The 21,960-nt window shown below is 68.9% G+C and carries 17 protein-coding genes; 13 read left to right on the top strand and 4 right to left on the bottom strand.

The features are described from left to right. Nucleotides 1-36: 36 nt before the first annotated feature. The 3 genes from YS110_10045 to YS110_10035 form a co-directional block, all read right to left on the bottom strand. Nucleotides 37-1,797, bottom strand: coding sequence for an alkaline phosphatase D family protein (locus tag YS110_10045; protein UJB65065.1), 1,761 nt, complete (start codon nucleotides 1,795-1,797; stop codon nucleotides 37-39). 136 nt (nucleotides 1,798-1,933) lie between these two features. Beyond that, nucleotides 1,934-3,244: a glutamate-1-semialdehyde 2,1-aminomutase gene (hemL, locus tag YS110_10040; protein ID UJB65064.1), complete on the bottom strand. Its 1,311-nt coding sequence runs from the start codon at nucleotides 3,242-3,244 to the stop codon at nucleotides 1,934-1,936. Further along, nucleotides 3,228-4,163, bottom strand: a complete 936-nt coding sequence (locus tag YS110_10035) for a bifunctional hydroxymethylpyrimidine kinase/phosphomethylpyrimidine kinase (protein UJB65063.1) — start codon at nucleotides 4,161-4,163, stop codon at nucleotides 3,228-3,230. Before YS110_10035 ends, hemL begins: the two co-directional genes overlap by 17 nt. An 87-nt stretch (nucleotides 4,164-4,250) precedes the next feature. Here YS110_10035 and YS110_10030 point away from each other — a divergent pair, with 87 nt between their 5' ends. From YS110_10030 to YS110_09975, 12 genes are all read left to right on the top strand, one after another. Further along, entirely contained in the window at nucleotides 4,251-4,424 is a 174-nt protein-coding gene (locus YS110_10030; protein UJB65062.1) for a rubredoxin, read from the top strand. A 51-nt stretch (nucleotides 4,425-4,475) separates the two neighbouring features. Then, complete coding sequence (locus tag YS110_10025) at nucleotides 4,476-4,874, top strand: response regulator (GenBank protein UJB65061.1); 399 nt, start codon at nucleotides 4,476-4,478, stop codon at nucleotides 4,872-4,874. Beyond that, nucleotides 4,874-5,239 (top strand): response regulator, encoded by a 366-nt coding sequence (locus YS110_10020; GenBank protein UJB65060.1) that lies wholly within the window; start codon nucleotides 4,874-4,876, stop codon nucleotides 5,237-5,239. The genes YS110_10025 and YS110_10020 overlap by 1 nt, the downstream gene beginning before the upstream one ends. Before the next feature lie 19 nt (nucleotides 5,240-5,258). Then, nucleotides 5,259-5,783 carry a chemotaxis protein CheW gene (locus YS110_10015; GenBank protein UJB65059.1) on the top strand — a complete coding sequence of 175 codons (525 nt, stop codon included), beginning with the start codon at nucleotides 5,259-5,261 and terminating at the stop codon, nucleotides 5,781-5,783. A 26-nt stretch (nucleotides 5,784-5,809) separates the two neighbouring features. Continuing rightward, nucleotides 5,810-8,077, top strand: coding sequence for a type IV pili methyl-accepting chemotaxis transducer N-terminal domain-containing protein (locus YS110_10010; GenBank protein UJB65058.1), 2,268 nt, complete (start codon nucleotides 5,810-5,812; stop codon nucleotides 8,075-8,077). A gap of 63 nt (nucleotides 8,078-8,140) precedes the next feature. Then, a complete protein-coding gene (locus YS110_10005) occupies nucleotides 8,141-14,320 on the top strand; it encodes an Hpt domain-containing protein (protein ID UJB65057.1) in 6,180 nt (2,059 codons plus the stop codon). A 74-nt stretch (nucleotides 14,321-14,394) separates the two neighbouring features. Continuing rightward, nucleotides 14,395-15,003, top strand: coding sequence for a YqgE/AlgH family protein (locus YS110_10000; protein ID UJB65056.1), 609 nt, complete (start codon nucleotides 14,395-14,397; stop codon nucleotides 15,001-15,003). Next, the gene (gene ruvX, locus YS110_09995; protein UJB65055.1) at nucleotides 15,000-15,437 is read left to right on the top strand and encodes a Holliday junction resolvase RuvX; all 438 of its coding nucleotides are present in this window, start codon (nucleotides 15,000-15,002) and stop codon (nucleotides 15,435-15,437) included. The genes YS110_10000 and ruvX overlap by 4 nt, the downstream gene beginning before the upstream one ends. Further along, the gene (pyrR, locus tag YS110_09990) at nucleotides 15,434-15,973 is read left to right on the top strand and encodes a bifunctional pyr operon transcriptional regulator/uracil phosphoribosyltransferase PyrR (GenBank protein ID UJB65054.1); all 540 of its coding nucleotides are present in this window, start codon (nucleotides 15,434-15,436) and stop codon (nucleotides 15,971-15,973) included. Before ruvX ends, pyrR begins: the two co-directional genes overlap by 4 nt. Before the next feature lie 2 nt (nucleotides 15,974-15,975). Then, nucleotides 15,976-16,938, top strand: coding sequence for an aspartate carbamoyltransferase catalytic subunit (locus YS110_09985; protein ID UJB65053.1), 963 nt, complete (start codon nucleotides 15,976-15,978; stop codon nucleotides 16,936-16,938). A gap of 68 nt (nucleotides 16,939-17,006) precedes the next feature. Next, nucleotides 17,007-18,299, top strand: a complete 1,293-nt coding sequence (locus YS110_09980; protein ID UJB65052.1) for a dihydroorotase — start codon at nucleotides 17,007-17,009, stop codon at nucleotides 18,297-18,299. An 8-nt stretch (nucleotides 18,300-18,307) separates the two neighbouring features. Continuing rightward, nucleotides 18,308-19,054: a 1-acyl-sn-glycerol-3-phosphate acyltransferase gene (locus YS110_09975; protein ID UJB65051.1), complete on the top strand. Its 747-nt coding sequence runs from the start codon at nucleotides 18,308-18,310 to the stop codon at nucleotides 19,052-19,054. Between the two features lie 55 nt (nucleotides 19,055-19,109). Here the strand turns inward: YS110_09975 and YS110_09970 are convergent, their stop codons facing one another. Next, on the bottom strand, nucleotides 19,110-20,180 hold the full coding sequence (locus YS110_09970) for an ABC transporter ATP-binding protein (protein UJB65050.1): 1,071 nt from the start codon (nucleotides 20,178-20,180) through the stop codon (nucleotides 19,110-19,112). A 105-nt stretch (nucleotides 20,181-20,285) separates the two neighbouring features. Here YS110_09970 and YS110_09965 point away from each other — a divergent pair, with 105 nt between their 5' ends. Beyond that, nucleotides 20,286-21,917, top strand: a complete 1,632-nt coding sequence (locus tag YS110_09965) for an iron ABC transporter permease (protein UJB65049.1) — start codon at nucleotides 20,286-20,288, stop codon at nucleotides 21,915-21,917. The last annotated feature ends 43 nt before the right edge of the window (nucleotides 21,918-21,960 follow it).

Here is a 21,960-nt window from a genome sequence, read left to right as displayed (position 1 = left end):
GTATGGCAAGCGCAAGCAGCTATCAAATGGGAAGCATCAAGCCGCCACGATGCGCCCGCGCCCCGCCGCGCCGGCCTGCACCTGCAGCGAGCGGTCGGTGCTGGCGGTGTAGGTGCGCGAGGTGATGGTGCTCACGTACACCCAGTCGGCGCGGCAGGCCGTGGGCGTGGCCGTCACCACCATGTAGCCGCGGCGCGACGTGTCGCAGTACTTGAGCGGCGCGATGAGCTGTTGCAGCGCGCCCGCGAGCATCGCGGGGTTCTCGTTCGGCAGGTATTCCTCGAAGCCGGGCGAGCTGACCGACGAAGTGGCGAACTCCACGCCCACGGCGTTGCCGTTCATGTCCTGCAGCTCGCTGGCCCAGGCGTTGTGCGTGTCGCCGGCGAGCACCACGAGGTTCTTGTCCAGCGCGCGTGCCATGCCGAGCACCGTCTCGCGCGCGGCCTGGTAGCCGTCCCAGGCGTCGAGGTTGTAGGGAATGGCGGGTTGCGCCAGGACGGCCTTTTCTGCCGCCGTGAGCGTGGCAGGGGCCGCCTGGGCCTTGGCCACGAGTGCGGCGTACTGCGATACCGACACGCCCGCGCCGGGCTGCAGGGTTTCGATGAGGATGGGCGCCGGAATGTTCATGCGCCCCATCAGCACCTGCTGGCCCAGCACCTGCCAGGTGGCGGCGGAGGCGGCCATCTGCTGCTGCAGCCACTGCGTTTGCGCCGCGCCCATGAGCTGGCGCGCCGGGTTGCCCACGGCGGCGGTGAAGCTGGCGGCATCCACCCCGGCGGGCGTGAAGAAGTCGGTGTAGTCGAGCTGCTCGTCGCGCCCGATCACGCGCGTGTCGAGCATGTGCAGCGCCACGAGGTCGCCGAAGGCGAAGCTGCGGTAGATCTGCTCGGGCGTGGCGGTGCGCGTGGGCATCCACTCGTGGTAGGCCTGCATGGCGGCGGCTTTGCGCGCGGCGAAGCTGCCTTCGCTGGCCTGGTGGTTCTCGGCGCCGCCGCTCCAGGTGTCGTTGGCGATCTCGTGGTCGTCCCACACGGCGATCATGGGCGCGGCGGCGTGCAGGGCCTGCAGGTCAGGGTCGCTCTTGTACTGGGCGTGGCGCTGGCGGTAGTCGGCCAGCGAGAGGATCTCGTTGGCGGGCTGCGACAGGCGGCCCAGCGCCGCCGCGTTGCCGGATGCGTAGCCGCCCTGGCTGTATTCGTAGATGTAGTCGCCCAGGTGCACCGTGGCGTCGAGGTCGTTGCGGCGTGCCGCGTCGGCGTAGACGTTGAAGTAGCCGGCCGGGTAGTTGGCGCACGAGAACACCGCCAGCCTGACCTGCGCCACCGCGCCCGTGGGCAGCGTGCGCGTGCGCGCCACCGGCGAGGTGGCGGCGTAGGCGCGGAAGCGGAAGTGGTAGGCCGTGGCGGGCTTGAGCCCGGTGGCGTCCACCTTCACGGTGAAGTCCCTGGCGGCGGCGGCCGTGGCGTCGCCGCGCGCCACGATGGTGGCGAAGGCGGCGTCGCTGGCCAGTTCCCATTGCACGGGAATGTCGGCCTGGTGGCCCGTGGGCGGCGTCACGCGCGTCCATAGCATCACGCGGTCGGCCAGCGGGTCGCCGCTGGCCACGCCGTGGGCAAAGCGCACGTCCGGCGTGGAGTCACCGCCATCGCCGCCACCGCCACAGGCGGCCAGGGGCAGGGCAGCGGCCGCGCCGGCGCCCCAGGCCAGCTGGCGCACGAAGCGGCGGCGCCCTTCGTCGCGCGGCGCGGGGGCGGTGTCGCGGAAGGCGTTGTGCAGGGGGTGGGGGCGTTGGGTCATGGGGCGCTTCTCCTGGGCGGTCAAATCGCACCAGCGTCGCGCCCCGGCATGACAGCCTTGTGAAAGGCCTGGCCGCCCCGGGGCTATGAGTGGGGAAAAAGGGCTGCAGCGCTTGCGTGGCAAGCGCTGGCAGCTCTTATTTCGAGAGCGTCTTGAACACCTCGCGCGCGGCAGCGACGGTGGCGTCGATGTCCTGCGCGGTGTGGGCGGCGCTCACGAAGCCCGCCTCGTACAGCGCGGGTGCGATGTACACGCCGCGCTCCAGCAGGCCGTGGAAGAGCTGGTTGAAGCGCGCGCCGTCGGTCTTGAGTACCTCGGGGTAGTTCTGCGGCAGTTGCGGCAGCAGGAAGAAGCCGAACATGCCGCCCTCGCTATCGGCGCAGAAATCCACGCCTTCGGCCTTGGCCGCGCCCGCCAGCCCGTCGATCAGCGCGCGCGTGCGCGCGGCCAGTTGCTCGTAGAAGCCGGGCTTGGCGATTTCGCGCAGCGTGGCCAGGCCGCAGGCCGTGGCCACCGGGTTGCCCGACAGCGTGCCGGCCTGGTACACCGGGCCCAGCGGCGCGAGCTGCTCCATGATGGCGCGCGGGCCGCCGAAGGCCGCCAGCGGCATGCCGCCGCCGATGACCTTGCCGAGCACGGTGAGGTCGGGCGCGAAACCGGGGATCTGCTGCGCGTACAGGCCCTGCGCGCTGCCCAGCGCCACGCGGAAGCCCGTCATCACCTCGTCGATGACCAGCAGCGCGCCGTGCTGCGTGCACAGCGCGCGCGCGCGGCGCATGAAGGCCGTGGTGGCGCGCACGAAGTTCATGTTGCCGGCGATGGGCTCCATGATCACGCAGGCGACGTCCTTGCCGTGCAGGGCGAAGGCTTCTTCCAGCTGGGCCACGTCGTTGTATTCGAGCACCAGCGTGTCGCGCACTACCTCGGGCGGCACGCCCGCGCTGGTGGCGTGGCCGAAGGTGGCGAGGCCCGAGCCGGCCTTGACCAGCAGCGAGTCGGCGTGGCCGTGGTAGCAGCCGTTGAACTTGATGATCTTGCTGCGCCCCGTGGCGCCGCGCGCCAGGCGGATGGCGCTCATGCCGGCCTCGGTGCCGGAGCTGACGAGGCGGATCATCTCCATCGACGGCACGTGGCGGATGATCTCCTCGGCCAGTTCCACCTCGCGCTCGGTGGGTGCGCCGAAACTGAAGCCTTCCAGCGCCGCCTTCTGCACGGCCTCCAGTACGGCCGGGTGGCCGTGGCCCAGGATCATCGGGCCCCAGGAGCCGATGTAGTCGATGTAGCGCGTGCCGTTGGCGTCCCAGAAGTGGGCGCCTTGCGCGCGCTGCACGAAGCGCGGCGTGCCGCCCACGGCGCGGAAGGCGCGCACGGGCGAGTTGACGCCGCCGGGAATCAGCGCCTTGGCGCGTTCGAACAGGGAGAGATTGAGGTCAGTGCTGGGTGTCATGGGGTGGCATCACGAAGCCTTCCAGGGGCTGCGTATCTTCGAAGGAGGTGGCGTTGTCGTCTTCGTCGGTGCTTTCGGCCCAGAACATGCGGTCGGGCAGCACGTGGCCCATGCCGGGGCGGAAGCCGTGGTCCAGGCAGCGGTCGAGGTAGGCCAGCGCCTCGCTCGTGGCCTCGCCCAGGTCGCTGCCATTGGCGATCAGCGCCGCGAGGGTGGCCGAGAGCGTGTCGCCCGCGCCGGCGAAGGTGGCGTCGAACAGCTCGAACTTGCCGCTGCCCAGCACCGTCTGGGCCGAGGCCAGCACGTTCTCCAGATGCTGTTCGGGGGCGGGAATGCCGGTCACCAGCACATAGGGCACGCCATGCTCGGCCGCCGCCTTGGCGATGTCGCGTGCCGAGGGGCTGCGCGTGCCGCTCCACTCGGGCAGCAGCCAGCGCCACAGCGTGCTGTGGTTGCCGACCAACACCGACGCCTGGGGTAGAAGTAACTCTCTGAAAGCATCGTGGTACTGGTCGACGCGGTCGTCATGCCACCACGACAGGTTGGGCATGTAGGCGATCAGCGGCACCTCGGCGTAATCGGTGGCGATTTCCGCGATGGCGCTCAGGTTCTCGGGGCTGCCGGCGAAGCCAACCTTGATGGCCTGGACGGGAAGGTCCTCCAGCACGGCGCGCGCCTGCTCGGCGACAGCCTCGTCGTCGAAGCAGAAATGCTCGAACACCTCGGCGGTGTCACGCGCGTAGGCGCCGGTGACCACGGCCACCGGATGGCCGCCGACGGCGGCGATGCTGGTGATGTCGCCCGTGAGCCCGCCGGCGCCACTGGGGTCGCTGGCGTTGAACACCAGAACGCAGGCGGGAAGGGCGTCGCTGGCTTCGTCGTCGGTCGTCGGGGGGAGTGGAGTGGAGGAGGTTGGCATCCTGGCGACCGGGGGGAGCGCCAAAGCCGCAGCCCAGGTTTATCACTAGCTACAATCGTTGCATTCTATGTGAAGGCCCATTAAGCTGTGACGGAACCTGCAACCTGGATGTGCGTGATCTGTGGATGGATATATGACGAGGCAAAAGGTTCCCCGGAGCACGGCATAGCCCCCAGCACCCTCTGGGGGCCGTCGTTCACGCATGCGGGTTGTCCCGAGTGCGGTGCGCGTCATGAAGATTTTGAAGAAGTTCAGGCCTGAAAACGGATGTAGCCTGCGCTGTGTGTTTTTCTCTGTCAGGAGCTCCAAGAATTGACTACGACCGGCACTTCCTTCAAGGTTCTCGTGGTGGACGACAGCAATACGATCCGCCGCAGTGCCGAGATTTTTCTCAAGCAGGGCGGCCACGAGGTCTTGCTGGCCGACGATGGCTTCGACGCCCTGGCCAAGGTCAATGATTACCAGCCCCAGCTGATCTTCTGCGACATCCTCATGCCCAAGCTCGATGGCTACCAGACCTGCGCCATCATCAAGCGCAACGCGCGCTTTGCCAATACGCCCGTGGTCATGCTGTCCTCGAAGGATGGCGTCTTTGACAAGGCGCGCGGCCGCATGGTCGGCTGCCAGGAATATTTGACCAAACCATTTACCAAAGACCAGTTGCTGCAGGCCGTGCAGCAATTTGGCAGTTCCCAGCAAGGAGTGAAGTAATGCCCATTCAGAAAGTCCTGGTCGTTGACGATTCGAAGACCGAGTTGATGTTTCTGACCGATTTGCTGCAAAAGAAAGGCATGCAGGTGCGCACGGCGGAAAACGCCGACGAAGCCTTCCGCCGCCTTGCCGAGGAAAAGCCCGACCTGATTCTCATGGACGTGGTCATGCCCGGCCAGAACGGGTTCCAGCTCACGCGCGCCATTTCGCGTGACCCGCAGTACGCCGACGTTCCCATCATCATGTGCACGAGCAAGAACCAGGAAACCGACCGTGTGTGGGGTATGCGCCAGGGGGCGCGCGGCTACATCACGAAACCGGTGGATCCGGCGGAGCTGCAGGCCAAGATCGACGCGCTGAACTGAAGGCTCCCAGCCGTCGTCCATGGCCAATCGCGAAGCTCTCAGAGAACTCCAGACCCGGCTCGCTGGCCGCCTGCAGGCAGCAGGCGAGGGTGTGTCGGTTTCATCCTGGCTGGCGGTCGAATCCGCGGGCCAGCGTTACCTGATGCCATTGGGGCAATCGGGTGAAATTTTTGCATGGCCGGGCGTTCAGCCCGTGCCCTATACACAGAAGTGGTTCCTGGGTGTCGCCAACCTGCGGGGGACGCTGGTGGGCGTCGTCGATCTCGCGGCGCTACTGGGGCAGTCCAGCGCGCGTTCCGAGCAGGGCCTGAGCGAAACCAGCCTGCTGGCGTTCAATGGCGCGCTTGAGGTCAATGCCGCGCTGCTGGTCGATCGCCTGTCGGGTTTGCGCGGGCTGGATGCCTTCGTCTCCTCCGAGCCTGCGCCGCAGGGCGCGCCTTCTTACTACGGCTCCATCTACGTTGACAGCCAGGGCCAGCGCTGGCAAGAGCTGAATCTGCAAACCCTCTCGCAGCACCCCGCCTTCCTGGGTATCGGTGCTTGAGTTTTTTCTGTGCAAGGCAGAGAACCATGTCTTTCGTCAATCAATTCGGGAAGTTGTTCAACCGCAAAGCCGCTGCGCCAGAAGTTCCGGAGGGGGCAGACCCCCTGGACGCGGCGATGGTGCTGGACAACTCCCCGCTGCGCGAGGCTTACCAGGCCGATGCCATGAACAGCGTCCAGGGCGAGCCTGACGCCTCGCGGCTTGGCGAGGCGGCAGCCGCCGACGAGGATCTGGTGACCCTGCCGGTGCTGGGCAGCGCCACGGCGGCGCAGCACCAGCGCCGTCTTTTTGCCCTGGCGGGCGTGGGAGCCGTGGTGCTGGCACTGATCGCGGGGTGGGTGCTGCAGCAGGCCGAGCGCTCCGGCCGCCAACTGACGGCGACTGGCCAGTCCCTGATGCAGTCGCAGCGTCTGGCGAAGTCCGTGTCGCAGGCCTTGGTGGGCAGTCCGCAGGCCTTCCCGGAAGTGGCGGACAGTTCGGGCGTGCTGGCGCGCAACGTGCGCGCGCTCACGATTGGCGACGGCGACCTGGGGGTACAGGCGCTGGGTGAATCCTTCAAAACCGACATGGAGGCGGTCAATCCCCTGGTGGAGCGTGCCGAGCGCAACGCCGGCATGGTGATGGGACAGCAGAAGATCCTGACCCAGGTGGGTGATGCGCTGCGCACTATCAACCGCCAGTCGGCCGACCTGCTGGAAATCGCGGAGACCGTTTCGTCCCTCAAGCTGCAGCACAACGCCTCCCCTGCGGAGGTTTCTGCGGCGGGCCAACTGGTGATGTTGACGCAGCGTATCGGCAAGTCGGCCAACGAGTTCCAGACCACGGAGGGCGTGAGCCCCGAAGCGGTGTTCCTGCTCGGCAAGGACTTGAACTCCTTCAAGGAGGTTGCACAGGGCCTGCTCGACGGCAGTGCCGAGTTGCGCCTGCCCGCTTCCAAGGACGCCCAGACACGTGAGCAACTGGAGGCGCTGATCCAGCTCTATGAGCAGACGCGTACCCAGGCCAGCGCCATCCTGGGCAACCTGCAGGGCCTTGTTTCGGCGCGCGAAGCGCAGACGGCGATCATTGCCGACAGCGAGCCGCTGCGCCGTCAGCTCGAAGACCTGCAGACGAAGCTGTCGGCCCAGTCCGGCCTGGGGGCAGGGCAGCTTGCCGCGCTGGTTCTGGCGGGCCTGTTCGTGCTGTTGTGCGGCTTTGGTATTTCCCGGGTTCAGCTGCTTGACAGCCGTACGCGGCAGGTCGCAGCCGAGCAGCAGCAGCGCGAAGCACGCCGCCAGGAGCAGGAGGCCAAGCGCGTCAACGACGCCAACCAGGCCGCCATTCTGCGTTTGATGAACGAACTGCAGTCGGTCGCCGAGGGGGACTTGACGCAAGAAGCCACCGTGACCGAGGACATCACTGGCGCCATTGCCGACTCGGTGAACTACACGGTGGAGGAACTGCGCCTGCTGGTGGGGAGCGTGCAAAACACGGCGACCCGCGTGGCCCAGACCACGGCGCAGGTGGACAGCACGTCTACCGAGCTGTTGGCGGCCTCGACCGAGCAACTGCGCGAGATCCGTGAAACCGGCCGTTCGGTGCTCGACATGGCCTCTCGCATCAACGAGGTTTCCTCGCAGGCGCAGGAGTCTGCCTCGGTGGCGCGCCAGTCGCTGCAAGCCGCGGATTCCGGCCTTGAGGCCGTGCAGAACGCCATCGGCGGCATGAACGCCATCCGTGACCAGATTCAGGACACCTCCAAGCGTATCAAGCGCCTGGGCGAGTCGTCGCAGGAAATCGGTGAAATCACCGAGCTGATTTCCGACATTACCGAACAGACCAACGTGCTGGCCCTGAACGCCGCCATCCAGGCGGCGTCGGCGGGTGAAGCGGGCCGTGGCTTCTCGGTGGTGGCGGAAGAAGTGCAGCGCCTCGCTGAGCGCTCTGCGGACGCCACGCGTCAGATCTCGGCGCTGGTGAAGGCAATTCAGACCGACACCCAGGATGCCGTGGCCGCCATGGAGCGTTCCACGCAGGGCGTGGTGGAAGGGGCGCGCCTGTCCGATACCGCTGGCACGGCCCTGACCGAGATTGACCGCGTGTCCCGGCGCCTTGCCGAGCTGATCGAACAGATCTCGTCCTCGACCTCGCGTGAAGCCGAACTGGCCAACGAAGTGGCGGACAACATCCAGCACATTTTCGCGGTGACCGAGCAAACCGGTGAGGGGACCCGCACCACGGCGCAGCAGGTGCGCGAGTTGTCGCACATGGCCGAGGAATTGCGTCAGTCGGTGGCACGTTTCAAGATCGCCTGACGCGGGCGCGAGCATCAACCAAAAGGGACGGCCGATCTGCGGTAGGCCGCCAGGGACGGATCCATGTCATCTATTGAGGCAGCAAACGCAGCAGGCGTCGAATGGGCGCACGGCGAGCAAGACCTGGGGCCCTTGGCCTGGGTGCTCGATGAACTGCGCAAGTCGCTCGACGGTGCGGCCAAGGCGATGCGTCGTTTCGTGCGCGACGCGGAACTGGCGCGAGAGTCCGATCTGGCGTCGCTCGATGCCGGCCCCCTGCGCATCGCGCGCCAGCAACTGCACCAGGCATGCGGAGCCCTGGAGATGGTGGGCATGGGTACACCAACGCTGCTGTTGCGCGCCATGGAAGCCGTTGTGCAGAAGTACGTGCAGCGGCCCGAGCAATGCAGCGACGATGCCGCCGCCGTCATCGAGCGGGCCAGTTTCGCGCTGATCGAGTATCTGGAAAGTGTCCTGGCCGGCAAGCCGGTTTCACCCGTTGCACTGTTTCCCCAGTACCGGGACGTCCAGGCACTGGCGGGTGCCGAGCGAGTCCATCCTGCCGACCTTTGGCCGGCCGAGCGGCGCCTGCATGAGCCGGCGTTTCAGGTCAATGCAGCGCCGCTGCCCTATGGCCCGGAGGCGCGTGCGCGCCTCGATAGCGCGGTGCTGCGCATCGTCAAGTCGGCAGACCCTGCCGCGGCGGCGGCGATGCGCGATACCTGCCTGGGATTCGTCGCGGCGCAGACGCATCCCGCCGTGCGAACCTTCTGGCGGATCAGTGCGGCCTTTTTCGAGGCCATGGCCCAGCGCCTGCTGCCCTCTGACGTCTACGTCAAACGTGTGGCTTCGCGGGTCCTGCTGCAGTACGCGGCTTTTGCCAAGGGTGAACAGGCCTTGCCGGATCGGCTGGTGCAGGACTTGCTGTTCTTTTGTGCACAGGCCCAGCCTGCGCCGGTCGAGGGTGTGTCGCCGCTGTCGGCCGTACGCGAAACCTTTCAACTGAATCGCTTTCGCCCCGTCGATTACGAAACGGCCCGCTTTGGGCGCTTCGATCCGGCATTGCTGGCGCAGGCGCGCAAGCGCATCGCCGCGGCCACCGAAACCTGGTCGGCCTTGGCCGGCGGGGACCGTGTCAAGCTCAAGCCGGCCGCGGATCAGTTCAGCCTGGTGTGCGATTCGTTGAACAAGCTGCTGCCGGGCAGTGACAGCCTGGCGCGTGCCCTGACGCGCACCCTGGAAGCCACCGTGCGCTCGGGTGAGCCGCCGGCCGCCGCATTGGCCATGGAAGTCGCAACTTCCGTCCTGTATCTGCAAGCCACGTTCGAAGACCTGGATGCCAGCGACACCAGCATGGTGGAGCGTGCCAGCCGCCTGGCGGAGCGTCTCGAGCAGGTGCTGGCAGGCGCCGAGCCCGCACCGCTGGAGCCGTGGATGGAGGAGCTGTACCGCCGGGTCAGCGACCGCCAGACCATGGGGAGCGTCGTCGACGAGTTGCGTGCGACGCTGGCCGAAGCGGAAAAGTGTCTCGACCAGTTCTTCCGCGCGCCGGAGGAACTGTCCGTGCTCTCGACGGTCCCCGGGCAACTGGCGCAGATGCGCGGCGTGCTTTCCGTGCTGGGGCTGGACCAGGCCTCGCTTGCCGTGGCGCGGATGCGTGAAACGGTTGAGCGCCTGCTGATCAACGAGGTACCGCAAGAGGAGCGCCAGCCGGTCTTCGAGAAGCTGGGCAGCAGCCTCGGCGCCCTGGGCTTCCTGATCGACATGCTGGGCTACCAGCGCGCCATGGCGCGCAAGCTGTTCGTTTATGACGAAGAGCAGGGAGAACTGCGTGTGCTCATGGGGCGCACCCGTGCACGTGCTGGGGACAGCCTGGAGGACGTGGCGCAAAAACTCGAGGGGCGTGCCGAACTTCCCCTGCCCGAGGTGGTGCCCCGCACAGCTCCTGCGCCTGCGCCTGCATCCGTCGCGCCAGTGCAGGTACAGCCAGAGCCCGTGCTGGAGCCTGCACCGGCGCCAGAACTGCAAGATGCACTCATCCAACTGCAGCCCGAGCCGGTTGCGGCAGCCCCCGAGCCAGCCGTCCCTGTGGCCGCGGAGCCCGTGCCGGCGCCAGCGCCCATGCCGGCGTCGCAGCAGGAAGAAGACGACGAATTGCTCGACATCTTCCTTGAAGAAGCGCGTGAGGTGGTGACCACGGGGCTGGCCGCGCTGGCAGCGCTGGAACAGGCGCCAGGCGACTTGAGCGAGCAAACCACGCTGCGCCGTGCATTCCACACCCTCAAGGGCAGCTCCCGCATGGTGGGGTTGACGGATTTTGGCGAAGCAGGCTGGGCCATGGAGCAGATGCTCAACGCCTGGCTTGCCGAGCAAAAGCCCATGCCTGCGCCCATGCAGGCCCTGGCTGTAGAAGCGTTGCGCGCCTTTGGCGAGTGGGTCGAGGCCATCGCCCAGGGCCACGCCGACGCGTGGCAGCCCGAGCCCTTCCGCGCGGCTGCGGATGCCATGCGTTTGCGTGGTGAGCGTCTGCCGCTGGCGCTGCCGGCCTTGGCAAATGCAGATGCAGATGCAGTTGGCACGGCCCTGGGGGCGCCGGATGCCACGGAGGTGGCGCCCTCGGAGCCTGTGCCGGAACCGGAGTTCGTGCCGGAGCTGCCGGAGGTGTCTTTGACCGATGCCGGGCCGCAGGAGATGGCTCCCGCTACCGAAGACGGCGAAGTGACTGCAGCGGCTGAGGTCCCGGCGCCAGAGGCGGCAACGGAGCTGCTCGATCTCTTGCCTGAACTGGATTTCGCGCCCACGGAGGTTTCTCCACATCTTCCGGAGGTGCCCACAGAGCCTTCGATTGACATCGTTCTTCCCGATGTCACGGAAGACATTGATTTCTCGGTGTTCTCTGCGGCCGGGCCGGAAACAGTTCCTGCCGCCGAGGAGCCGCAGGCCGTGGTCGAGATACCCGCCATAGACCTGCCGGCAGAGATGCAGGAGCTGCCTGTGGCCGTGGAGGCACAGCCCCCGGTATCCGTGGATTGGCCGCAGGACTTCGTTCTGGAGGAACCGGTCGTCGCGGACGATGGCGTGGCGGTGGCGCAGCCCGGCGTCGGCACCGGGGCAGAGGACGCTCCCACTGCACAAGTGGAGGACATTGCATCGACAGTGGATGCGCTTGTGGAGCCCATGCTGGCCGCCGAATCGGCGCAGCCGGAATCGTTGCAGGAGGATGTGGTTGCTCCAGTGCCGGAGCCGGCAGCCACCGAGCCGTCCGCTCTGGCGGACGACTCGGTGAAGGCCATTGGCTCCCTGCGCATCGGCGTGGCGCTGTACAACGTCTATCTGGGCGAGGCGGATGAATGGTCGCGCCGCCTGGAGGCTTGCTTGCGGGGCTGGTCCCACGAGTTGCACCAGCCCGTGCCCGACCAGGCCGTGGCGCTGGCCCATTCGCTGGCGGGCAGCTCCGCTACCGTGGGCTTCACCGCGTTGTCGGAGATGGCCCGCTTGCTGGAGCACGCGCTGCAGCATGTGCAGTTGCAGCCGCATGGCTTGCCTGAACAGGCGCAGGTTTTTGTCGCCACGGCAGAGGACATCTGCAGGCTGCTGCACCAGTTCGCCGCAGGTTTCCTGAAAACGCCGCAGCCGCAGCTCATGGAGGCGCTGCGGGACATCCTGAACACCGAGATCAGCAGCGGCATGGCGCCGCTGGAGTCCCTGGCTGCCGCGTATGCCATGGACGATGTGGCGCCGGCTGAAGAGGGTGTCGATCAAGGAGCGCGTCTTGCGCCGTCTTCCCTGTCCTCGCTGGATGCGGACCGGCGTTTGGACGATGCGATCGCCCAGGCGGTGGAGCGTGGCAGCGACCTGGACGACGACATCGACGTTTTCGACGTCATCGACCCCGATCTGTTTCCGATCTTCGAGGAAGAAGCGACCGAACTCTTCCCTGCGCTCGGCGCGGCGCTGCGCCAGTGGGCCGGCCACCCGCAGGACATGGGATCGCGCAGCGTGGTGCTGCGCGCATTGCATACGCTCAAGGGCAGTTCGCGGCTCGCCGGTGCCATGCGCCTGGGGGAAATGGCGCACCGCCTGGAGACGGCGGTCGAGCAGATCGGAACCGAGGATCTGAGTACCGACAAGATCGAGCCCCTGCTGGCCGGTCTTGACAGCCTGCAGGCCAGTTTCGAGGTGCTGCGTGTCGTGGGTGCCCAGGAGCCCGAGCCTGCCGTGCAGCCCTCCGAACCGGAGCCTTCGGCGCCGGAACCCGTGGCGGTGGCCGATGCGCCAGCGGCTGCGGCATCGCAGGCCATGCCCCTGGCGGCACCGATCCGCATGGCTGCGGCGGCGCAGCCTGCGGCGCAGCGCACCGCTTCGGGCCAGTCGGTGCGCGTGCGCGCCCAACTGCTCGACCGGCTGGTCAACCAGGCCGGCGAGGTGCTGATCGCGCGTTCGCGCCTGGACGTGCGCATGAAGCAGGTCAAGGGCTCGCTGGACGATCTGTCAGGCAACCTGGAGCGGCTGCGCCAGCAACTGCGCGACATCGAGGTGCAGGCGGAGTCGCAGATGCAGTCGCGTCTGGCCTTGTCCAAGGACAGCACGGCGGGCTTCGACCCGCTGGAGTTCGACCGCTTCACGCGCGTGCAGGAACTCACGCGCATGATGGCCGAGTCGGTGAACGACGTGGCCACCGTGCAGCGCAACCTGCAGCGTGCGCTGGAAGGTGCCGAAGACGACCTGATCGCCCAGGGCCGCCAGGCCCGCGAGCTGCAGCGCGACCTGCTGCGCACGCGCATGGTCGAGTTCGAGAGCATCGCCGAGCGCCTGTACGCCGTGGTGCGCCAGTCGTCCAAGGAGCTGGGCAAGCAGATCAAGCTCGACATCGCGGGCGGCACCATCGAACTGGACCGCAGCGTTCTCGACCGCATGACGCCCGCGTTCGAGCACCTGCTGCGCAACTGCGTCTCCCATGGCATCGAGATGCCCGAGGAACGCACGGCCCGCGGCAAGCCCGCCACGGGCACCATCACGGTGGGGCTGCGCCACGAAGGCAACGACGTCTCGGTCGAGTTCCGCGACGACGGCGCGGGTCTGAACATCGAGCGCATCCGTGCCAAGGCCGTGTCCCAGGGGCTGATCGCGCCCGATGCCCAGCTCAGCGAGACCGAGGCCGCGCAGCTCATCTTCATGCAGGGTTTCTCCACTGCCACCGAGGTCACGGGGCTGTCCGGCCGTGGCGTCGGCATGGACGTCGTGCGCTCCGAGGTCAACGCCCTGGGCGGACGCATCGAAACCACCACGACCAGCGGCCAGGGGTCGTCGTTCCGCATGGTGCTGCCGCTGACCACCGCCGTCACCCAGGTGGTGATGCTGCGCTCGGGCGACCTGTCGATCGGTATTCCGGCCAATCTGGTGGAAATCGTGCGCCGCACGCCGCTGTCCGAGCTGGAGCAGGCCTACCGTTCGGGCCAGTTCCGCGAGGGCGGCGAGATGCTGCCCTTCTTCTGGTCGGGCGCGCTGCTGCAGTCTTCGGCCCGCAGCCTGGAATCCGCTGGCAAGACCCGCCCCGTGGTGGTTCTGCGCAGCGCCTCGCAGCGCCTGGCGATGCACGTGGACGAAGTCCTGGGCAACCAGGAAATCGTGGTGAAGAACCTCGGGCCCCAGCTGTCGCGCCTGCCGGGCCTGGCGGGGATGTCGGTACTGGCGTCCGGCGCCGTGGTGCTGGTGTACAACCCGGTGGCGCTGGCCAACGTGTATGGCGAAACCATCCGCCAGCAGGGCAAGCTGATGCCCGCGGCGCTCGAGGCCGCAGCCGAGGCGCCCGCCGCGGCAGGGGCAGCGGAGCAGCCGCAAAAAGCCGCGCCGCAGAGCACGCCCGCAGCCAGCCAGGTGCCGCTGGTGCTGGTGGTCGACGATTCGATCACGGTGCGCCGCGTCACGCAGCGCCTGCTGCAGCGCGAAGGCTACCGCGTGGCCCTGGCGGCCGATGGCCTGCAGGCGCTGGAGCGGCTGCAGGAGGAACGCCCGACGGTGGTGCTGTCGGACATCGAAATGCCGCGCATGGACGGCTTCGACCTGGCGCGCAACATCCGGGGCGACGCCGCGCTGCACGACCTGCCGATCATCATGATCACCTCGCGCATCGCCGAGAAGCACCGCGAGCATGCGCTGGAGCTGGGCGTCAACCACTACCTGGGCAAGCCCTACTCCGACGAGGAGCTGCTCGGCCTCGTCAAGCACTACGCCGCCAAGGCGGCCGCACTGGCGGCGGTCTAGGGCTGGTTTTGCCAGTCCGGCCCGGCCCCTTGCGGGCCGGGCGGCGGTGCGTGGATCGCCGCTAAAATCGCGCCATGTCCGCCGATTCCGCGCCCATCAACCTGACGAACCACTTCCTCATCGCCATGCCGGGCCTGGAGGATGCTTCGTTCGCGCGCAGCGTGGTGTACCTGTGCGAGCACAGCGAGCGCGGCGCGCTGGGCCTGATCATCAACAAGCCCACCGACATCAGCCTGAAGAAGCTGTTCGACAAGGTTGATCTGTCCCTCGGCCGTGCCGACCTCACGGACCAGCCCGTGTACCAGGGCGGGCCGGTGCAGACCGAGCGCGGCTTCGTGCTCCATGACCCGATCACGCAAGGCGCCGGGGGCACCGAAGAGGCCGAGGAGTCGATCTACGCCTCGACCATGACGATCCCCGGCGGCCTGGAGATGACCACCTCCAAGGACGTGCTCGAAGCCCTGGCCGAAGGCGCAGGGCCGCGTCGCGTGTTCGTCACCCTGGGCTACGCCGCCTGGGGCGAGGGCCAGCTCGAATCGGAACTGGCGGAGAACAGCTGGCTCACCGTCGGCGCCGACCGCGCGGTGATCTTCGATACCCCCGTGGACCAGCGCTACGACCGTGCCCTGGCCCTGCTGGGCCTGCAGGCGTGGATGCTCTCGCCCGAGGCGGGCCACGCATGAGCGGTGCCAGCCCGTCTGCCGCCGTCCCCGCCGCAGCCGTCCCCGCGCAGTTCCAGTCCTTTCTCGCTTTCGATTTCGGCCTCAAGCGCACCGGGGTCGCCGTAGGCTCGCGCCTGCTGGGCCAGGCCAGCCCCTTGGCCACCATCCGCACCGACGCCAAGGACGCCCGCCTGCAGTTGGCGGGCGAGCGCATCCGCGAGTGGCAGCCGCACGCGCTGGTGGTGGGCGTGCCCTACCACCCTGACGGTGCGCCGCACGAGAACACCGCGCGGGCGCGCAAATTCGGCCGCCAGCTGCATGCGCGCTTCGACCTGCCGGTGTACGAGGTGGACGAGCGCTACAGCACCACCGAGGCCCTGGCGGGCGGCGCGCGCGATGCCGACGCCGCTTCGGCCTGCATCATCCTGGAACAGTTTTTGAGGAGTCTTGCATGAGTGTTCCCCCGAGTTCGCCCCCCGTGGCCCAGGCTGGCAGCCTGGTGCTCGACGCCGAGGCCCTGTACCGCGAGCTGCTGCGCGGCGTGCGTGCGCTCATGGGGCCGGACACGCGCCTGGCGGGCATTGCCTCGGGCGGCGTCTGGCTGGTCGAGCGCCTGCAGCGCGACCTGGGGCTGGCGGGCGCGCCCAGCGTGCTGTCGTCGGCCCTGCACCGCGACGACTTCGCCCAGCGCGGCCTGGCGGCGAGCGCGCAGACGCAGATCGCCTTCGACGTCAACGGCGCCGACGTGCTGGTGCTCGACGACGTGCTCTACACCGGGCGCACGGTGCGCGCGGTCATCAACGAATTGTTCGACTACGGCCGCCCCGCCAGCGTGCGCCTGGCCGTGCTCGTGGACCGGGGCGGGCGCCAACTGCCCGTGCAGGCCGACTTCGCCGCCGCCCGCGTGGCCTTGCCGGGCAGCCAGTCGCTGGCGCTGGCGCGCGCGGCCGACGGCACCTTCCAGTTCCAAGTCAACGCCATGGAGGCCTGACCGTGCTGTACAAGCGCAATCCCCAGCTGAACAAGAACGGCGAGCTGATCCACCTGCTCTCCACCGAGGGCCTGCCGCGCGACATCCTCACGCACATCCTGAACACCGCCGACAACTTCGTTTCGGTCAACGACCGCGAGGTCAAGAAGGTGCCGCTGCTGCGCGGCAAGAGCGTGTTCAACCTGTTCTTCGAGAACAGCACGCGCACGCGCACCACGTTCGAGATCGCGGCCAAGCGCCTGTCGGCCGACGTGTTCAACCTCGACATCGCGCGCAGTTCCACCGCCAAGGGCGAGACGCTGCTCGACACCATCGACAACCTCTCCGCCATGGCCGCCGACATCTTCGTCGTGCGCCACAGCGAATCGGGCGCGCCCTACCTGATCGCGCAGCACGTGGCGCCGCACGTGCACGTGGTGAACGCGGGCGACGGGCGGCACGCCCACCCCACGCAGGGGCTGCTCGACATGTACACCATCCGCCACTACAAGAAGGATTTTTCCAACCTGACGGTGGCCATCGTGGGCGACGTGCTGCACTCGCGCGTGGCGCGCTCCGACATCCACGCGCTCACCACCCTGGGCTGCGCCGAGGTGCGCGTGGTGGGCCCGCGCACGCTGGTGCCGGCCGACCTGTCGCACATGGGCGTGCGCGTGTTCCATACGCTGGAGGAAGGCATCCAGGGCTGCGACGTGGTCATCACGCTGCGCCTGCAGAACGAGCGCATGAGCGGTGCGCTGCTGCCGTCGAGCCAGGAGTATTTCAAGAGCTTCGGCCTGACGCCCGAGAAGCTGCGCCTGGCCCGGCCCGACGCCATCGTCATGCACCCGGGCCCGATCAACCGCGGCGTGGAGATCGACTCCGCCGTGGTCGATGGCCCGCAGGCCGTGATCCTGCCGCAGGTCACCTTCGGCATCGCGGTGCGCATGGCGGTGATGTCCATCGTCGCTGGCAACGAGGCTTGAAAAGCTCCTGTTTTCATAGCTGCTTGCGCTTGACTGGTAAGGGCTAGCGGCCAATTTGGCTTGAAACCATGAAAATACTGATAGCAAACGGCCGGGTCATCGACCCCGCCAGCGGGCTCGACAAGGTGTGCAGCGTGGCCATTGCCGCCGGGCGCATCATCGCCGTGGACCGTGAGCCCCGGGATTTCGCGCCCGCGCGCGTGATCGACGCCACGGGCTGCATCGTGCTGCCCGGCCTGGTGGACCTGGCCGCGCGCATGCGCGAGCCGGGGCACGAGCACGAGCGCATGCTCGAATCGGAAATGGCCGCCGCCGTCGCCGGCGGCGTCACCAGTCTGGTCTGCCCCCCCGACACCGACCCCGTGCTCGACGAACCTGGCCTGGTGCAGATGCTCAAGTTCCGCGCCGAGAAGCTGCACCAGGCGCGCCTGTTCCCGCTGGGCGCGCTCACGCGCGGACTGGGCGGCGAGGTGCTGACCGAGATGGCCGAGCTGACCGAGTCCGGCTGCGTCGGCTTCGGCCAGGCCGACGTGCCGCTGGCCAGCACACAGACGCTGCAGCGCGCGCTGCAGTACGCCGCCACCTTCGGCTACACCGTGTGGCTGCGCCCGCAGGAGCTGCACCTGGGCCGGGGCGTGGCCGCCAGCGGCGCGCTGGCCACGCGCATGGGCCTGTCCGGCGTGCCGGTGGCGGCCGAGACGATTGCGCTGCACACCATCTTCGAGCTGCTCAAGAGCACCCAGGCGCGCGTGCACCTGTGCCGCCTCTCCAGCGCGGCCGGGGTGGAGCTGGTGCGCCAGGCCAAGGCCGCCGGCCTGCCGGTGACCTGCGACGTCAGCATCAATTCGCTGCACCTGACGGAAAACGACATCGGCTACTTCGACAGCCGCGCGCGCCTGACGCCGCCGCTGCGCCAGCAGCGCGACCGCGATGCGCTCTCGCAGGCGCTGCGCGACGGCACCGTCGATGCGCTGGTGTCCGACCACACCCCGGTCGATGAAGACGCCAAGGCGCTGCCGTTCGCCGAGGCCGAACCCGGCGCCACCGGGCTGGAGCTGCTGCTGGCCCTGGCCTTCAAGTGGTCGCAGGATCACGGCGTGCCGCTGGCGCGCGCGCTCGCCGTCGTCACCAGCGAGCCTGCGCGCGTGCTGGGCAATGCGCTGGGCACGCTGCAGGCCAGCGTGGGCCAGATCGTCGAGGGCGGCGTGGGCGACCTGTGCATCGTCGATCCGCAGGCCGCCTGGACCGTGCGCCCCGACGCGCTGGCCAGCCAGGGCAAGCACACGCCCTTCGCGGGCTACGAGCTGCCCGCGCGCGTGCGCGCCACGCTGGTCGGCGGGCACGTCGCCTTCGAGCGCTAAGCCCGCGCATGCAACTTCTGCGCGCCCTGGGGCGCACGCTGCGCATGCTGGCGCACCTGCTGCACGGGCTGTGGGTGGTCACCTGGCACTTTCCGCGCCTGTCGCCCGAGCAGCAGCAGGCCCGGGTGCAGGCCTGGTCGCTGGGGCTGCTGGCGCGCGCCGGCATCACGCTGCAGGTGCAGGGCGCGCCGGTGCGGCAGGGGCCGGCGCTGCTGGTGGCCAACCACATCTCGTGGCTCGACATCCCGGTGCTGCACGCGGCGCGCTACTGCCGCTTCGTCTCCAAGTCCGACGTGCAGGCGTGGCCCCTCGTCGGCACCCTGGCCACGGCCGGGGGCACGCTCTACATCCAGCGCGAATCGCCGCGCGACGCGCTGCGCATGGTCAAGCGCATGCAGGCGGCGCTGCAGCAGGGCGAGGTGCTGGCCGTGTTCCCCGAGGGCACCACGGGCGACGGGCGCACGCTGCTGCCGTTCCACGCCAACCTGCTGCAGGCGGCGCTGGCGGCCGATGCGCCGGTGCAGCCCGTGGGGCTGCGCTTCATCGACCGCGCCACGGGCGCCACGAGCTTCGCGCCCAGCTACATCGGCGACGAAACCCTGGTCGGCTCGATATGGCGCACGCTCTCGGCGCCCGCCATCACCGCCGTGGTGCACTTCGGCCCACCCGAGCGCGCGCAGGGGCGCGAGCGGCGCGCCTGGAGCACGCACCTGCACGGCGTCGTGGATGCGCTGCGCCAGGCGGATTGCTCTTGAAAAGATAGCTCCCAGCGCTTGCCCAGCAAGGGCTGGAGGCCAAAAAGACCGTGAATCAACCCGCGCGCGGGAAGGTCACCACATGGTCCACTTGCGGGCGGATGCCGATCCACTCGCCCACGGCGTGGTCGTGGTGGCTGGGCACGTGGGCCATCACGGTCAGGCCGTCGGCCAAGCGCAGCGTGTAGAGAAACTCGGAACCCCGGAATGCCTTGCGCACGATCTGCGCCTGCACGGGGGCGGTGTCGTCGTGCACGATGTCGTCGGCGCGCAGCAGCACGTCGCACAGGCCGCCGGGGTAGCTCGACGGCAGCGGGCATTCCTCCAGGTCGGCCAGATCGCCCAGTGGCGTGCGGGCCACCACGCCGCCGCTGCCCTGTTGCAGCAATTGCGCCGGGGCGAACACGCCATGCCCTATGAAGTCGGCCACGAAGCGCGTGGCCGGGCGGTGGTAGAGCGCGTAGGCGTCGTCCCACTGGTGCAGTTGCCCGCCCTGCATCACGCCGATGCGGTCGCCGATGGCGAACGCCTCCAGCTGGTCGTGCGTCACGAACAGCGCGGTGGCGCCGGCGGCCTTGAGGATGCCGCGCACCTCGTGCGCCAGGCGCTCGCGCAGGTCCACGTCGAGGTTGGAGAACGGCTCGTCCAGCAGCATGAGCTGCGGGCGCGGCGCCAGCGCCCGCGCCAGCGCCACGCGCTGCTGCTGCCCGCCCGAGAGCGCGTGCGGAAAGCGCGCCTCGCTGCCCTCCAGCCCCACCAGGCGCAGCACCTCGGCCACGCGCGCGGCCCTGTCCGGCGCGGGCCATTGGTGGATGCCGAAGGCCACGTTGCGCCCCACGCTCAGGTGCGGGAACAGCGCGTAGTCCTGGAACACCATGCCAATGCGCCGCTCCTCCGGCGCTACGCTGCGCCCGGCCTGGCTCACCACCTGGCCCGAGAGCCGGATCTCGCCGCCGCTCACCGGCTCCAGCCCGGCCACGGCGCGCAGCAGCGTGGTCTTGCCACAGCCCGAGGGGCCGATCAGCACCCCGATCTCGCCAGCGGCCAGGCCCAGGCTCACGCCATCCACGGCGGGCTGCGCGCGGCCCGCATAGTGCACCGCGAGTTGCGAAACGGTCAGGAACATGCCGCGATTGTAGGGTGGGGCAAATGCTTAGAATTCCCGTTTGCAGTGGTGGCCGGCGACGCTCTGGCGGGCCCATGCATCCTTTTTTCCACCGACGGACCCGCCTTGCGCCGCCCCTCTTCCGCCTTGCGCTCCCTTCCGCTGCTGCTGCTCGCGCTCGCGCTGTCGCTGCCCGTGCTGGCGCTGCTGGGCGCCTGGCTGCCCTGGGGCCAGGGCGGGGCGCAGGCCCTCGCCATCCTGCGCGAGATGGCGTCCACCGTGCTGCCGGGGTATTTCTGGACGACGCTGTGGCTGGGCCTGTGGGTGGCCCTGGGGGCCGCCGGCGTGGGCATGGCCACGGCCGCGGCCGTGACGCTGTTCGACTTTCCTGGGCGCCGCCAGATGGAGTGGCTGCTGCTGCTGCCCCTGGCCATGCCGGCCTACGTCACGGCCTATGCCTACACCGACTTCCTGCAGTTCAGCGGTCCGCTGCAAACCTGGCTGCGCGCGGGCTTCGGCCTGGAGGGGCGCGTGCTGCCCGAGGTGCGCAGCCTCGGCGGCGCGGTGTGGGTGTTCATCTTCGCGCTCTACCCCTATGTGTACCTGCTGGCGCGCACCGCCCTGGGCGAGCGCGCCGCGCACCTGATGGAGGCCGCGCGGCTCATGGGCGCGCCGCTGTCCCGGCGTGTGCGCACGGTGGCGCTGCCGCTGGCGCGCCCGGCGGTGGCGGCGGGCGTGGCGCTGGTGCTGATGGAGACGCTGGCCGACTTCGGCGTGGTCAGCTACTTCGGCATCCAGACCTTCACCACGGGCATCTACAAGGCCTGGCTGTCCATGGACAACCGCCTGGCCGCCGCCCAGCTGGCCTCCATGCTGCTGGCCCTGGTGCTGGCGCTGCTGTGGCTGGAGCAGCGCGCGCAGCGGCGCATGCGCTTCGCCACCAGTTCCACGGGACGCGCGGGTTCCGCCGAGGCGCAGCCGCAGCGCCTGGCAGGCTGGCGCTGCGCGGGGGCCTGGGCGGTGTGCCTTCTGCCGGTGCTGATGGGTTTCGTGGCCCCCGTGGCCTTCATGCTGCGCCCGCTGGCGGCTGACTGGTCGGTACTGCCGTGGGACCGCTTCGTCGAATGGGCGGCCAACAGCGTGCGCCTGGGGGCCATCACCGCCGTGCTGGCCGTGGCCCTGGCCCTGGCGCTGGCCTTTGCCGTGCGCCGGCGCGCCGACCGCACCACCCGCGCCGTGGTGCGCCTGGCCAGCGCGGGCTACGCCGTGCCGGGCGCGGTGATCGTCGTGGGCCTGCTGCTTCCCGTGGGCTGGCTGCAGGCAGCCATGCCGCAGTGGGGGATCGGCGCGCTGGTCACCACCACCGCGGTGGGCATCGTCTGGGCGTACCTGGTGCGCTTTTGCGCCGTGGCGCTGCAATCGGTGCAAAGCGGCTATGCGCGCATTCCGGCCAGCTTCGACGACGCGGCGCGCATGCTGGGCACGGGGGGCTGGGGGCTGCTGCGGCGCGTGCACTGGCCGCTGCTGCGCCGCTCCACGGCCGCCGCGCTGCTGCTGGTGTTCGTGGATGTGATGAAGGAGCTGCCCGCCACCATCGTGCTGCGCCCCTTCAACAGCGATACCCTGGCCGTGGTGGCGTACCAGCTGGCGCGGGACGAGCGTTTGGGCGAGGCCGCGCTGCCCTCGCTGGCGCTGGTTGCCGTGGGGCTGGTGCCGGTGATCCTGCTGAGCCGCACGCTGCGCGCGCGTGGGCCTTGATGGCCCCGCGCCTGCGGTCGCTTGGGTGGCTGCATACACTGCG

It is taken from the genome of Acidovorax sp. YS12 (genome assembly GCA_021496925.1).
In the GTDB taxonomy this organism is placed as follows: Bacteria; Pseudomonadota; Gammaproteobacteria; order Burkholderiales; family Burkholderiaceae_C; genus Paenacidovorax.
Note: the sequence above shows the minus strand (reverse complement) of the source record. Positions and strands in the feature narration are given on the sequence as shown.

Excerpts from the sequence above, each read along its gene's own strand:
- YS110_10045 (UJB65065.1), bottom strand. The coding sequence starts at position 1,797 with ATGACCCAACGCCCCCACCCCCTGCACAACGCCTTCCGCGACACCGCC.
- hemL (UJB65064.1), bottom strand. The coding sequence starts at position 3,244 with ATGACACCCAGCACTGACCTCAATCTCTCCCTGTTCGAACGCGCCAAG.
- YS110_10035 (UJB65063.1), bottom strand. The coding sequence starts at position 4,163 with ATGCCAACCTCCTCCACTCCACTCCCCCCGACGACCGACGACGAAGCC.
- YS110_10020 (UJB65060.1), top strand. The coding sequence starts at position 4,874 with ATGCCCATTCAGAAAGTCCTGGTCGTTGACGATTCGAAGACCGAGTTG.
- YS110_10015 (UJB65059.1), top strand. The coding sequence starts at position 5,259 with ATGGCCAATCGCGAAGCTCTCAGAGAACTCCAGACCCGGCTCGCTGGC.
- YS110_10010 (UJB65058.1), top strand. The coding sequence starts at position 5,810 with ATGTCTTTCGTCAATCAATTCGGGAAGTTGTTCAACCGCAAAGCCGCT.
- YS110_10005 (UJB65057.1), top strand. The coding sequence starts at position 8,141 with ATGTCATCTATTGAGGCAGCAAACGCAGCAGGCGTCGAATGGGCGCAC.
- YS110_10000 (UJB65056.1), top strand. The coding sequence starts at position 14,395 with ATGTCCGCCGATTCCGCGCCCATCAACCTGACGAACCACTTCCTCATC.
- ruvX (UJB65055.1), top strand. The coding sequence starts at position 15,000 with ATGAGCGGTGCCAGCCCGTCTGCCGCCGTCCCCGCCGCAGCCGTCCCC.
- pyrR (UJB65054.1), top strand. The coding sequence starts at position 15,434 with ATGAGTGTTCCCCCGAGTTCGCCCCCCGTGGCCCAGGCTGGCAGCCTG.
- YS110_09980 (UJB65052.1), top strand. The coding sequence starts at position 17,007 with ATGAAAATACTGATAGCAAACGGCCGGGTCATCGACCCCGCCAGCGGG.
- YS110_09975 (UJB65051.1), top strand. The coding sequence starts at position 18,308 with ATGCAACTTCTGCGCGCCCTGGGGCGCACGCTGCGCATGCTGGCGCAC.
- YS110_09970 (UJB65050.1), bottom strand. The coding sequence starts at position 20,180 with ATGTTCCTGACCGTTTCGCAACTCGCGGTGCACTATGCGGGCCGCGCG.